This is a genomic window from Pantoea coffeiphila (assembly GCF_016909495.1).
GTDB classification, from domain to species: Bacteria; Pseudomonadota; Gammaproteobacteria; order Enterobacterales; family Enterobacteriaceae; genus Erwinia; species Erwinia coffeiphila.
This window is the reverse complement of sequence record NZ_JAFBFW010000003.1, coordinates 304372-318239: the sequence shown is the minus strand read 5'-3', so window position 1 is coordinate 318239 and position 13868 is coordinate 304372. Positions and strand designations below refer to the sequence as shown.

12 protein-coding genes are annotated in these 13868 nt (G+C 55.4%); 1 reads left to right on the top strand and 11 read right to left on the bottom strand.

The features are described 5' to 3' along the window. Positions 1-10 precede the first annotated feature (10 nt). The 11 genes from JOE09_RS11185 to nnr all read right to left on the bottom strand — a co-directional run bounded on the left by JOE09_RS11185 (position 11) and on the right by nnr (position 12610). Positions 11-1309, bottom strand: coding sequence for an adenylosuccinate synthase (locus JOE09_RS11185; RefSeq protein ID WP_205065831.1), 1299 nt, complete (start codon positions 1307-1309; stop codon positions 11-13). A gap of 135 nt (positions 1310-1444) precedes the next feature. Further along, a complete protein-coding gene (locus JOE09_RS11180; protein ID WP_205065830.1) occupies positions 1445-1645 on the bottom strand; it encodes a DUF2065 domain-containing protein in 201 nt (66 codons plus the stop codon). 100 nt (positions 1646-1745) lie between these two features. Continuing rightward, positions 1746-2750 (bottom strand): protease modulator HflC, encoded by a 1005-nt coding sequence (gene hflC, locus JOE09_RS11175; RefSeq protein ID WP_205065829.1) that lies wholly within the window; start codon positions 2748-2750, stop codon positions 1746-1748. Positions 2751-2753: 3 nt separating this feature from the next. Continuing rightward, positions 2754-4007, bottom strand: a complete 1254-nt coding sequence (gene hflK, locus JOE09_RS11170) for an FtsH protease activity modulator HflK (RefSeq protein WP_205065828.1) — start codon at positions 4005-4007, stop codon at positions 2754-2756. A 68-nt stretch (positions 4008-4075) separates the two neighbouring features. Beyond that, complete coding sequence (gene hflX, locus JOE09_RS11165) at positions 4076-5356, bottom strand: ribosome rescue GTPase HflX (protein WP_205065827.1); 1281 nt, start codon at positions 5354-5356, stop codon at positions 4076-4078. A 199-nt stretch (positions 5357-5555) separates the two neighbouring features. After that, positions 5556-5867 carry an RNA chaperone Hfq gene (hfq, locus tag JOE09_RS11160; protein WP_205065826.1) on the bottom strand — a complete coding sequence of 104 codons (312 nt, stop codon included), beginning with the start codon at positions 5865-5867 and terminating at the stop codon, positions 5556-5558. 102 nt (positions 5868-5969) lie between these two features. Continuing rightward, on the bottom strand, positions 5970-6920 hold the full coding sequence (gene miaA / locus JOE09_RS11155) for a tRNA (adenosine(37)-N6)-dimethylallyltransferase MiaA (protein WP_200543351.1): 951 nt from the start codon (positions 6918-6920) through the stop codon (positions 5970-5972). Beyond that, a complete protein-coding gene (gene mutL / locus JOE09_RS11150; RefSeq protein ID WP_205065825.1) occupies positions 6913-8898 on the bottom strand; it encodes a DNA mismatch repair endonuclease MutL in 1986 nt (661 codons plus the stop codon). Before mutL ends, miaA begins: the two co-directional genes overlap by 8 nt. A gap of 12 nt (positions 8899-8910) precedes the next feature. Beyond that, positions 8911-10617 (bottom strand): N-acetylmuramoyl-L-alanine amidase AmiB, encoded by a 1707-nt coding sequence (amiB, locus tag JOE09_RS11145; RefSeq protein WP_420830631.1) that lies wholly within the window; start codon positions 10615-10617, stop codon positions 8911-8913. After that, on the bottom strand, positions 10614-11090 hold the full coding sequence (tsaE, locus tag JOE09_RS11140; protein ID WP_105592091.1) for a tRNA (adenosine(37)-N6)-threonylcarbamoyltransferase complex ATPase subunit type 1 TsaE: 477 nt from the start codon (positions 11088-11090) through the stop codon (positions 10614-10616). The genes amiB and tsaE overlap by 4 nt, the downstream gene beginning before the upstream one ends. Next, positions 11087-12610, bottom strand: coding sequence for a bifunctional ADP-dependent NAD(P)H-hydrate dehydratase/NAD(P)H-hydrate epimerase (gene nnr, locus JOE09_RS11135; protein WP_205065824.1), 1524 nt, complete (start codon positions 12608-12610; stop codon positions 11087-11089). The genes tsaE and nnr overlap by 4 nt, the downstream gene beginning before the upstream one ends. Here nnr and queG point away from each other — a divergent pair. Beyond that, entirely contained in the window at positions 12609-13748 is a 1140-nt protein-coding gene (queG, locus tag JOE09_RS11130) for a tRNA epoxyqueuosine(34) reductase QueG (protein ID WP_205065823.1), read from the top strand. The genes nnr and queG overlap by 2 nt on opposite strands. The last annotated feature ends 120 nt before the right edge of the window (positions 13749-13868 follow it).

The window sequence follows — 13868 nt, the reverse complement described above, 5'->3', positions numbered from 1 at the left end:
TGAAATACAATTATGCGTCAAACGGGTCGCGCAGAATCATCGTTTCACTACGGTCCGGACCGGTTGAAATAATATCAACCGGTACGCCGGTCACTTCTTCAACGCGCTTGATGTAATCAAGCGCTGCCTGCGGCAGACCATCACGCGTTTTCACGCCAAAGGTCGTTTCACTCCAGCCTGGCAGGGTTTCGTAGATTGGCTCGATACCTTCCCAGTTTTCTGCCGCCAGCGGAGTGGTGGTCACTTCGCTGCCGTCCGGCATACGGTATGCCACACAGATTTTCACTTCTTTCAGACCATCCAGCACGTCCAGTTTGGTCATGCAGAAGCCAGAGAGGGAGTTGATCTGCACGGCGCGACGCACGGCAACCGCATCCAGCCAGCCGGTACGACGACGACGACCAGTGGTAGCACCGAACTCGTTGCCTTTCTCGCACAGGAACTCACCGGTTTCGTCGAACAGTTCGGTTGGGAACGGGCCTGCACCCACGCGAGTGGAGTAGGCTTTAACGATACCCAGAACGTAATCAACATAGCGCGGACCGATACCTGAACCCGTTGCCACGCCACCTGCGGTGGTGTTAGACGAGGTCACGTACGGATAAGTACCATGGTCGATATCCAGCAGCGTACCCTGTGCGCCTTCGAACATGATCAGATCGCCACGCTTGCGCGCGCCGTCCAGCAGTTCAGACACGTCAACCACCATACCGGTCAGAATATCGGCAATGGCCAGGGTATCCGCCAGCACTTTATCGTAGTCAACCGCATCGGCTTTGTAGAAGTTAACCAGCTGGAAGTTATGGTATTCCATTACTTCTTTCAGCTTGGCCGCGAAGGTTTCTTTATTGAACAGGTCACCAACGCGCAGGCCACGACGAGCCACTTTATCTTCGTAAGCCGGGCCGATACCGCGACCGGTCGTGCCGATCGCTTTCGCGCCGCGTGCTTTTTCGCGCGCAACGTCCAGCGCCACGTGATACTCAAGGATCAGCGGGCAGGCTTCAGAAATGAACAGACGTTCGCGTACCGGGAAGCCGCGATCTTCCAGACCTTTCATCTCTTTCATCAGCGCAGCCGGAGACAGTACAACACCGTTGCCGATGATGCTGGTCACGTTTTCACGCAGGATGCCAGATGGAATTAAGTGGAGGACGGTTTTTTCACCGTTGATGACTAGCGTATGGCCAGCGTTATGGCCGCCCTGATAGCGCACTACGTATTTAGCACGTTCTGTCAGGAGGTCAACAATCTTACCTTTACCTTCGTCACCCCATTGGGTGCCCAGTACGACGACGTTCTTACCCATTTCTCAAAATCACCGATTGCTTAAAAATGGATTCTACCATCGTCATTTTAGTCTTTCAGCTGTTTTAGCATACGATTGCGTACTTTTTTGCCGACAATCGCCATAACCGGCCGGATATCACAACATACGGTGGATTTAGCCACCGTTACGTACGCTAATCATGTAGTAGATCACAGCACCGGCCACAACCAACCCGCCGCCGACCCTGCGCAGTAATGCATCCGGTAGCTGCGCCATCGACAAAATCATCCGCCGCCAAATACGCGGCCAGAGCATCGGACCCAACCCTTCAAAAACCAGCACCAGGCCCAGCGCCATCCACACAATTGCATTCATCTTCGTCGATCTCGTTACTGTTCTGCCAGCCGCTGCCGGGCAAATTCCGGCCATAAAAAAAGGCCGGATAAATCCGGCCTTTCGCAGTTATAACAGATTATCAGCGCGTCGTGGTAGACGGATTCTTCATAAAGCGGAAGAAGTCGCTATCCGGGCTGAGCACCATCACGTCCTGATTGCTCTTGAAGCTGTTCTCGTAGGCACGCAGGCTACGCATAAACGCATAGAAATCCTGATCCTGGCTGAAGGCATCGGCAAACAGTTTTGCTGCTTCAGCATCACCTTCACCGCGGGTGATACGCGCCTGACGTTCTGCCTGAGCACCGATGAAGGCAACTTCATAATCCGCCTGCGCGGTCACTTTTGCTGCTTCTTCATCACCCTGCGCACGCTGACTGCGGGCAACGGATTCACGTTCGGCACGCATACGGGCAAAGATCGCGTCAGAGACTTCGGTCGGCAGGTTGATCTGCTTGATGCGAACATCCACCACCTGAATACCTAACGCAGCCATGCTGTTTGGGTTGATCGACGGTTCTTTGCTTGACGTTTCACGCTCAACGCGCGCCGCAACCGAAGCAATCGCATCGTCCGCTGCCGGTGTGGCAACTTCATCATCCTGGCCGGCACTACCGGTGTTCAGCGCATCGCGAACGTCGGTAGTCAGGCGACCACGTGAGTCGGTGACGATATCTTTTACGTCCAGGCGACCAATCTCAGAACGCAGACGGTCACTGAACTTACGTTTCAGCAGAACTTCAGCCTGGGATACATCGCCACCGCCGGTAGCGAGGTAGTAACGGCTGAAATCGCTGATGCGCCATTTGATATAGGAGTCAACGATCAGATCTTTCTTCTCTTTGGTCACGAAGCGATCGGCCTGGTTATCCATGGTCTGGATACGGGCATCAAGCGGCTTCATAGATTCCAGGAATGGGATCTTAAAGTGCAGGCCTGGTTCATAGACCAGCGGCTTGTTCTCATCATCACGCAGAACTTTACCGAAGCGCATCACAATGCCACGCTGCCCTTCCTGTACAACAAACAGTGACGCGTACAGCACCACCAGCACAACAATCAATAATACGATTAATGGCTTACGCATCGATTACTCTCTCCCTTCGCGCTGGGTATCGTTACGCTGGGAGTTCACCCTGCGCTGATCCATGATGTCGTCCGGGCTGAACGACGTACTGCTGCTGGCGCGTTCGCTGCCGCTGCTGGCAGGGGGCAGACGCATCAGATTGCTGCTGTCACCGCTGCTCGCCGGAGCGTTTCCAGACTGGCCACGCATCAGCTGGTCCAGTGGCAGAACCATCAGGCTGTTGCCTTTGTCGTTTACCAGTACTTTACGCGTATGGCCCAGCACGCGTTCCATGGTTTCGATATACAAACGTTCACGGGTAATCTGCGGTGCAGCTTTATACTCCGGCAGAATACGTGCGAAGCTGTCCACTTCACCCTGCGCTTCCAGCGTCACACGCGCTTTATAAGCACGGGCTCGTTCCAGCGTTTCCTGCGCTTTACCGCGGGCTACCGGGATTTCTCCGTTCGCGTAGGCTTCCGCTTCACGCACTTTCTGCTCGCGGTTTTCACGTGCGGCAATCGCATCGTCAAATGCGGCCTTCACCTCTTCCGGTGGACGCGCAGTCTGGAAGTTAACGTCCAGCAGCGTAATCCCCATATCGTAAGGGCGAATGGTTTCTTCCAGCTCGCGCTGGGTATCGCTACGCACAACGGTACGGCCTTCGGTCAGAATGCGGTCCATCGTTGAGCGACCAATCACGCCGCGCAGGGCGCTGTCGGTTGCCTGACGCAGACTGTCATCCGCGCTGGTCACCGAGAACAGATAGCGTTCAGGGTTGGTGACGCGGTACTGCACGTTCATTTCAACGCGCACGACGTTTTCATCGGAGGTCAGCATCGTACCGGAGGCAGAAAGCTCGCGCACCGCCTCAACGTTAACTGCACGGACCTGATCGATAAAGGTTGGCTTCCAGTTCAGGCCGGGTTCAACCAGATGGCTGAATTTACCAAAACGAGTTACCACACCACGTTCGGCTTCTTTGATGGTATAGAAGCCGCTACCGGCCCAAATGACCACTACAGCCGCTGCCGCGATGCTGACCAGACGCCCGGTGTTACCGGAACGACGCTGATCGTTACCATTGCCGCCATCGCCACCTTTTTTGCCACCGCCCAGACCACCAAGCTTATTGCTCAGTTTACGGAAGATATCATCCAAATCAGGAGGACCTTTATCACGTCCTCCCTTATTTCCCCCAGAGTTGCCGCCTTGATTATTGCTGCTTCCCCACGGGTCGCGGTCCTGTCCGTTATTTCCGGGCTGATTCCACGCCATGTTTATGCTCCATTAATTGTGTGTGCGGTGGTATCCCAAGCCGGGATACGCGTGTCAGGCAAAATCAGTCAAACAATGTAATTCACCAGCTCCGGCTCCTGCTTGCACAGACGTCGCCAGTCAACGATCGGCATGCGTATGTGTAAACCTACGCTACCATCATCCTCATTCCACTCTTTTTCTATCGCCTGAAGCTGATAAAAACGACTGCGCAGCCGCCCCGCTTCCGGCGGCAAACACAAATCATACTGCGCAATTTCACCGGCCAGACGCTCAGTCAGAGCCTGGAACAGTAGCGGAACCCCCTCGCCGGTTTGTGCGGACAGCCAGACGCGGATCGGCAGGTTTTCTTCATCACGATCGATACGCGGGACGAAATCTTCCAGCATATCAATCTTATTCATAATCAGCAGGCTGGGGATCTCATCAGACTCGATCTCTTCCAGCACGACGTTTACCGCTTCAATGTTTTCATCAAGACGGACATCGGCAGCATCAATGATATGCAGCAGAAGCGTCGCCTGACGCGTTTCCTGCAGCGTGGCTTTAAACGCAGCAACCAGGTCATGGGGAAGATGGCGGATAAAACCCACCGTATCCGCCAGCACAACCTCGCCCACGTCGGCAACATTCACCCGGCGCAGCGTCGGGTCCAGCGTAGCAAACAGCTGATCGGCTGCGTAAACATCGGCAGACGTCAAACGGTTAAACAGGGTGGACTTACCGGCGTTGGTATAGCCCACCAGCGAAACGGTCGGCACATCGGCTTTGCTGCGCGCCTGCCTGCCCTGTTCGCGCTGTTTCTCAACGCGCTCAAGACGAGAAAGAATAAGCGTAATACGATTTCTTAATAACCGACGGTCGGTTTCGAGCTGGGTTTCGCCCGGGCCACGCAAACCGATACCGCCTTTCTGGCGCTCAAGGTGCGTCCAGCCGCGTACAAGACGGGTCGCAAGATGACGCAGCTGCGCCAGTTCTACCTGTAATTTGCCTTCATGAGTTCGCGCGCGCTGGGCGAAGATATCCAGAATAAGTCCGGTACGATCAATCACGCGGCACTCACAGAGCGCTTCAAGGTTACGCTCCTGCGCCGGGCTGAGCGAGTGGTCAAAAAGCACCACGGAAGCCCCGCTCTCTTTAACCGCTTCGGCAATTTCTACAGCTTTTCCTTCACCGACAAAGTATTTAGGGTGCGGTGCTTTACGGCTACCGGTAACGACACGGAGCGCTTCAACGCCAGCGGAAGAAACCAGAGTTTCAAACTCCTGTAGATCTTCCATATCTTTGTCTTGCGAAAAATAGATGTGTACCAGTACGGCCTGCTCACCGGCATCATAACGGTCAAACAAACTTAAACCTCTCAGAACCTGGTTGAACCTGCTACCCGATGGCCATACTGCATCAAAATCAGCTTAAACATGGCGCGCCAGCTCAATAAACGGCATTTCTACGCGATATCATCCCGCCAAAACGAGATGAGAAAATCAGGATAAAACGTTATGCCAGGACGGGGAACAACTCCCCGTCATGGATAGACAGCGGCGCTATTTATTCAGCGTCATCATTGTCTTGCTGAGGCTGAGAAGATGCCCCCTGGTTACTTCCGCCATGATGATAGTTGCTGCTACCGCCACCCGCATTATTGCTGTGATGGGAAACGGGACGGGACGGAACAACGGTTGAGATCGCGTGCTTATACACCATCTGGCTAACCGTATTTTTCAAAAGAATGACAAACTGATCAAACGACTCAATCTGACCCTGAAGTTTGATGCCATTCACCAAATAAATCGAAACCGGAACACGTTCACGACGCAGTGCGTTCAAGAACGGATCTTGCAATGATTGCCCCTTAGCCATTCTATCTTTTCCTTATATGCTTGTTGTTTGTAACTTAAGAACCTTGCGATTCGAAATACGACGTAAAAAATTTGCGCGCGATAACGCACCAATTGTACACAATCACCCAGGCTTCGCACTAAGAACGTGTAACACTCTGGAATACGCTTCTTCGGGCTGTTCACTGTCAAGCCAGTGGACATCTTTCCAACCGCGTAGCCAGGTTATCTGACGTTTAGCTAACTGCCGGGTTGCGCAAATTCCCCGATAAACCATTTCATCGTAATCAATTTCACCGGACAAAAATGACCACATCTGGCGATAACCAACACAACGAATGGAAGGCATATCCGTATGCAAATCACCTCGTGCAAAGAGCGCCCGAGCCTCCGCTTCAAATCCTGACGCCAGCATCTGTTGAAAACGCAGCTCTATTCTCTGATGGATCAGTTCACGACTCGCTGGCGCGATAGCAAACTGGTGAACATCATACGGCAGCGCGTCTCCAGACGTTTTTGTCAGTTCCGTTAAAGTTTTACCCGAAATAAAAAAAACTTCCAGTGCTCGCGAAAGTCTCTGGGGATCATTCGGATGAATACGACGTCCTGCAACGGGATCAACATCACATAACTGGCGATGAAGTGCTTCCCAGCCCTTCTCACTCGCCATTTGCTCTATACGCTGACGCACTTCAGGATCGGCCGCGGGCAGTGGGGATAATCCTTCCAGTAACGCCTTGTAATAAAGCATGGTGCCACCAACAAGCAACGGAATATTCCCGCGTTGGGTAATCTCCGCCATTTCAGCCAGCGCATCGCGACGAAACTCTGCCGCTGAATAACTTTCAGCGGGATCGCGGATGTCCAGCAAACGATGAGGCGCCAATGCCAGCTCTTCTGCTGAAGGCTTGGCGGTGCCGATATCCATTCCGCGATAAATCAGTGCGGAATCTACGCTAATCAGCTCTACCGGCAGCGCCTGACGCAGGGCTATCGCCAGCGCGGTCTTGCCGGAGGCCGTAGGCCCCATCAAAAATATTGCCTTAGGCAGGCCAGCCGTGGATTGTTCACTCATACTTCAGGGCGTTCATCGCCGTATTAATATCAATAATTTGCACTAATCCAGAAGGTGGCGATTTCACTAACTGCGGGCAAAGTCGTTCAACGTCGGCCAGCAGGGCAATCGCCTGCGAGTGATTCCAGTGCTGATGTTCAGAAACCGATTGACGCGCTAACCACTGCGCAATCTGACTGGCTGAAACATCCTGCTGCCGGGCCAAGTAGCCTAACAGTTCTGGAATCAAGTTTTGTAAATTTTGTTGGCGTAATGGTAAAGGCACCGCGCGCAGCATCACATGCTGGCCTTCCGCAAGCAGTTCAATACCCAGCTGATTTAGCAATGTGGCCGAATGGCCCATCGCCTCTCGCTCGGCTTTATCGAGCTTGAGTCGTACCGGGATCAACAGCGGCTGCGGTTTAAGTCCTTCCGTTCCAGGTTCAAGCTGCGCCTGCTTCAGCCAGCGTTCGGCAACGGCGAGGGCGACCAGCGATAAGCGTTCTGAACTTTCAACCAGCGCGTAATGCTGCTGTAACACCGTTAGCACGCGGCCAAAGCTGTGCGTATGGCCGCTAAGCGGTGTTTCAGCTAGCGGTTGCGGAGTCCTTTTTTCCGGCGCGGGCAAAGCAGGTTCGTTGCATCGCGCTGGCGGCGTATTCATCAGCTGTTGATAAGCGGCACCCTCACGTTTCTGATAAACCGGCTCCTGCCGCCGGTGCGGGAACATTGCGCCTGCCAGACCACCGGATGCGCGTTCTGAAGAACCTCCGCCAGAAGCGCTGCGCATATTATCTGCTGAAGAGGGTGACGGGCCGACAGATGAACGAGGAACCTCTGTTGCAGCGTGGTCCAGACTGAATCCCGCACCCGCACCCGCAGAATAGTCTGCATCCGATGGTGCAGGCGTGGAGAAATGATTTCCACCCGCCGCCTGGCGATTTTCAGGCTGCCAGCGATCGGCAGGCGTACCGGGTTCAAGATCCGCCAGCGTTTCCTGGCCAGTTTCCTGCAACACGCTCACCACGCCCTGATAAATAAAATCATGCACCAGCCGCGACTGGTGGAAGCGCACCTCATGCTTGGCCGGGTGAACGTTGACATCGACCTGATGCGGATCGATTTCAAGATACAGCACGTAGGCGGGCTGGTGCTGATCGCCCAGCTTATCCTGATAGGCCTGACGAATAGCGTGATTAATCAGTCGATCGCGCATCATGCGACCGTTAACATAGCAATACTGTAGCTCGCTCAGCACCTTAGACCCGGCGGGATCGGCAACCCAGCCGCGCAGCGCCAGTTCACCATGCTGCCACTCAATCGCCAGCGCGTGGCTGATGAACGCGGTGCCGCAAATTGCACCCAGCCGCCGCTCGCGCTGCGTATCATCACTGACGCCACGGTACTGTCTCACCAGCTTGCCATTGTGGCTGAGGCTAATCGCCACATCGAAACGCGCCAGCGCAATGCGGCGCACAACTTCATCGATATGGGTAAATTCGGTCTTTTCGGTGCGCATAAATTTGCGGCGGGCGGGCGTGTTATAAAACAGGTCGAGCACTTCCAGGGTCGTTCCGACCGGATGTGCCGCAGGCTTCACGGTCACCGCCTGATCGCGGCCTTCTGCATAGGCCTGCCAGGCTTCGCTCTGCGCCTCGGTGCGCGAGGTGAGCGTCAGGCGGGAAACCGAGCTGATACTGGCCAGCGCCTCACCGCGAAATCCGAGACTGATAATCGCCTCAAGATCGTCAAGCGTGGTGATTTTACTCGTCGCGTGGCGGGCCAGGGCCATCGCCAGTTCGTCTTTACCGATGCCGCTGCCGTTATCACGGATGCGAATCAGCTTTGCCCCGCCCTTTTCGATATCGATATCAATCCGTGTCGCCCCCGCATCCAGGCTGTTTTCCACCAGCTCTTTCACCACGGAGGCCGGGCGCTCGACCACTTCGCCAGCGGCAATCTGGTTAGCAAGCTGCGGTGGTAGCACCTGAATGGGCATAACTGTCCTCAATTACGATGTAGGAATGGTCAAGGTCTGACCCAGCATCACGTTTTGCGTTTTCATCTTGTTCGCCTGCTGAATCGCCTGCGGGCTAACGCCATACTTCGCAGCAATCGCCGTGAGAGAATCTCCCCGCACCACTTTATGTCGCTGCGGCTTAGCGGCTTTAACCGTGCTGGCGATCTGCTTTACGCTCCCCGCAGGCACTTTCAGCCGCTGGCCAACCCAGACAACATCTTTCTTCAGGGTGTTCAGGGAACGCAGCGTCGCCATGCTGACGCCATAATGCGCCGCAATCCCGGAGAGCGTTTCACCGCGTTTTACCACGTGGCGCTGCGTCGCGCCGGTGTACTGCGTTCCTGCCGGTGCCGGGTTAGCTTCTACTTCAACCGCCGCTGCGGACTGCAACGGTCGGTTTTCCTCCTTTGGGACCGATTGTAGCGGGTGCGCCAGGAAGTAGTTGCGCAAGCCTTTATAAATCGACTCGGCAATCTTCTGCTGGTAAGCGCTACTGCCAAGCAGTCGCTCCTCCGAAGGGTTGCTGATAAAGCCGGTTTCCACCAGCAGGGATGGAATATCCGGCGAGCGCAGAACGCCCAGGCTGGCATGTTCCGGACGACGTTTATGCAGCGCACCGACGCGCTGCAGCTGAGCAATCACTTTAACGGCGACATCATATCCTACCCGCTGCGAGTGGCCGAACTGCAGATCCAGCACCGCCTGGCTCAGGTAGGGGTCAGCCTGGCTGTTAGCCAGCAAATCGCCCGCACCGCCCAGCAGTTCAGACTGTTTCTCATGCTGTTCGAGCCAGCCGGCCATTTCACTGTTAGCGCGACGGTTAGAGAGTACCCATACCGAGGCTCCCGAAGCACTGCGGTTAGGAGCCGCATCCGCGTGTATGGAGACCAGCAGGTTGGCATTTTGCTTACGCGCCACGTCTGAACGGCCCATCACGGAGATAAAGTAATCGCCATCTCGGGTCATTACGCCTTTAAACATCGGGTCGTCATTCAGCAGCGCCTTGAGCTTGCGGGCAATGGCGATGGTCACGTTCTTCTCTTTCAGCCCGCCGCCGCCAATGGCCCCCGGGTCCTGACCGCCGTGCCCGGCGTCGATCGCCACAATTACCGTATCACTGCTGCTGGCCGCAGTGCTGCGCGGGCGAGCGGTTTGCGTACCGCTGGTGACGGCCGTAACCGGATTAGCGTTAAACGGATTTTTCTCTGGCTGGCTGCTGGTCGGGCGAGAAGCCGTACTGCCGCTAACCGTAGCCCGAGAAGCGTTACTGCTGCTGACCGGTGCCGGGCGGCTGGCTACCTTCGCCGGGCGCGTGCCGCTGATAGTAAACACCACGTCGTAGCTGCTACCGTTTTTCTGGGTCACTGCCCGTGTTTTACCCGGCTGGGTCAGTTCGAACACCAGACGGATGCTCTGGCTGTCCTTCGCCTCGCTGGAGCGAATACGCTTAACGATATTTTCCCCGCTGAAAGTCAGGGGCAGCCCGCCAACAATGCCGCTCTGGCGGATGTCCAGCACCACGCGATCGGGATTATGCAGCGGGAAGAACGCGTAAATCGGCTGTCCGGCAAAGCTCAGCGTGACTTTGGCTTCGTCGCTACCGTTGGAAACTTTAATGTCTGAAAGGCTTGCCGCCACGGAGGCAAACGAACAGAAAAACAGAGCAAGCAATAACCAGGATTTAATCTGCCGCATCATCCCTCACCCTGCTGTGATGCAAACTGCTGCAGCATGGACTCACCGGCAGCGGAACGTGCACGCAGTTCAGCGTGGCGCGCATGCCCTTCATAGCTCAGATGCAGCTCCATATCCGGCTCCGGCAGCACGCCGGTTCCCTGCTGTGGCCACTCCACCAGACAAATACTGTCATTGGTGAAGTAATCGCGGATGCCCATAAATTCCAGCTCTTCCGGATCGGCCAGGCGATAGAGATCAAAATGATACACGCGGCGATCGACCAGCTCGTAGGGTTCTACCAGCGTATAAGTTGGACTTTTCACATTCCCCTGATGCCCTAAAGCCTGTAAAAATCCGCGACTGAACGTCGTTTTTCCCGCGCCCAGGTCGCCGTACAGATAAAGAGTTGCCGCGCCGTCACAGACGCGGGCCAGCCGGGCACCCAATGCGAGGGTTGCTGCCTCATCGGGCAACGCGATTACACAGGTCATCATTCTTTTTTATTCGACATCTCAGGATTGACAAACAGATACAGCACGGAAAAAAGATCGGTCGCTAACATGCCGCGTGTACCATAGCGTGCGGCCACCGCGTCGGCTGCCGCTCCGTGCGCAACGCATCCTGCGCAGGCTGCATCGTAGAGCGAGGATTTTTGCCCCGCCAGGCTACCGATGATGCCAGATAACACATCTCCCATACCACCGCTGGCCATACCGGCGTTACCTACATCGGCAATTGCCAGTTTACCGCTCTCTTCCGCGACCAGCGTTCCGGCACCTTTCAGTACCACCACTCCGCCATAGCGCTTTACCAGCCGCCGCACCGCAAGTAAGCGGTCGCTTTCAATTTCACTCACTTTCACGTTCAGCAGACGTGCTGCCTCACCGGGATGCGGCGTAATAATCCGATTTTGACGTTTATCGGGGCTGATTGCCAGCAGGTTAAGCGCATCGGCATCCCAAAGCATCGGTTTATGAGAGTTTTCTACTTTTTTCAGGGCTTTTTTGCCCCAGGCTCCCTGACCCATACCCGGTCCGATAACAATGAAATCGGCCCATTCCAGCCCGTCATCCAGCGCGGACGCCGTTAACTCTTGTACCATCAGCTCGGGTCGTGCCGTCAGCAGTGGGGCAACGTTATCAATGTGAGTAAGTACTCGCACAAGACCAGACCCGGCGCGTAAAGCGGCTTCAGCCGCCATCCGTATCGCGCCTGCGGTGCCGTGATCGCCGCCAATCAGCAGCAGGCGGCCATGATCGCCCTTGTGGGAAGTGGCTCGCCGAGGTTTCAGCCAGTGGGAAAGATAACCGGCATCATAGCGGGCGATTGGGGCCTGCTGCGTTATCAGCCAGGGATCGAGAGCGAGACTGTGATAATCAAGTTGCCCGACATGGTCACGTGCTTTTCCGGTCAGCAAACCCGGTTTAAAGGCGATAAACGTCAGGGTAAATGTCGCTTCGATTGCCACACCTGGCGTAGTGCCGTTAGCAGCCACTAACCCAGACGGCACATCAATGGAAAAAATCGGGGCCGGATAGCGATTTGCCTGCTCAATCAGACGATCGTAAGGAGCGGCCGGAGCCCGATTCATTCCGGTGCCCAGCAGCGCATCGACAATCACATCCAGATCGTCCGGCCAGTCAATGGCCGGATCGTGAACCACACCTCCGGCGGCAAGCCAGGCAGCACGGGCCTGCTGCGCTTCATCCGGCAGAGCATGGCGACCTTCCACGGCGATCAGCGTGACCGTCAGTCCGGCAGCTTTCGCCAGGCGCGCGATGACAAAACCGTCCCCGCCATTGTTGCCATGCCCGCAGAGAATCAGCCAGTGTTGGGAATCCGGCCAAAGGGTCCTTATCCGGTCAAACGCCGCTTCCCCCGCCCGCTGCATCAGTTCAAAGAGGGTAATCCCCAGCGCATCAGCGCCTTCCCGCTCCAGCTGAGCTATCGCCTCCACAGGCCAGACAGAATAGGGTAAACTAAGGTTGTCTTTCTGCTGGTTCAGGTTCTTCATGTCGCATCCTCTCGATTTCCATCAACTCGCCCTGGATATTAAACAGTGGGGGCTGTCGCTCGGCTTTCAGCAGGTCGGTATCTGCGATACCGATTTAACGCTGGAGGAACCGCGCCTGCAGGCCTGGCTGGATAAACAATATCACGGAGAGATGGACTGGATGGCGCGTCACGGAATGATGCGCGCCCGTCCCCATGAACTGATGCCAGGCACGCTACGGGTGATCAGCGTGCGTATGAACTATCTTCCGGCCAAAGCATCGTTTGCCAGCACGCTGAGAAATCCCCGCCTGGGCTATGTTAGCCGCTATGCACTTGGTCGTGATTACCACAAAGTATTGCGTAACCGTCTAAAAAAGTTAGGCGATATGATCCGCGAACGCTGCGAAGAAGCGCAATTTCGTCCTTTTGTTGATTCAGCACCGGTGCTGGAACGCCCGCTTGCAGCAAAAGCAGGGCTTGGCTGGACCGGTAAACATTCTCTGATCCTCAATCGGGAAGCCGGATCGTGGTTTTTTCTCGGTGAACTACTGATCGATCTTCCGCTTCCCGTCGACAGCCCGGTGGAAGAGAACTGCGGACGCTGTGTGGCCTGTATCACCACCTGCCCAACCGGGGCGATTGTAGAACCTTACAAGGTGGATGCCCGGCGCTGCATTTCGTATCTGACCATTGAACTGGAAGGGGCGATTCCGGAAGAGTTTCGGCCGTTGATCGGTAACCGCATCTACGGCTGCGATGACTGCCAGCTAATCTGTCCATGGAACCGCTACGGCCAGTTGACTGATGAAGATGATTTTAGTCCTCGTGCCGTGTTGCATGCGCCGCCGCTTATCGATCTGTTCGCCTGGGACGAAGCAAAATTCCTGCGGGTAACCGAGGGATCGGCGATCCGACGTATCGGGCACCTGCGCTGGTTGCGTAACGTGGCCGTAGCACTGGGCAATGCGCCCTGGGAAGCATCACACCTTCAGGCTTTAGAGGCCAGACTGGGGGAAAATGAAATGCTGGATGAGCATATCCGCTGGGCTATCGCCTGTCAGCTGGCAAAGCGCGATGAAAATGTTGTTGAGGTTCAGAGCAGCCAGCAGAGACGCCTGGTGCGAGCGATAGAAAAAGGATTACCCCGTGATGCTTAAATGCACAATTGGGTCAATTTTTACCGCAGCAGATTTTTCCACACGCTGTGAATAAAAATAAAAAAGCTTTGTCATTCAATCTTCACAGAAATGACAAGCGATCCAGATAACATTTTGAAA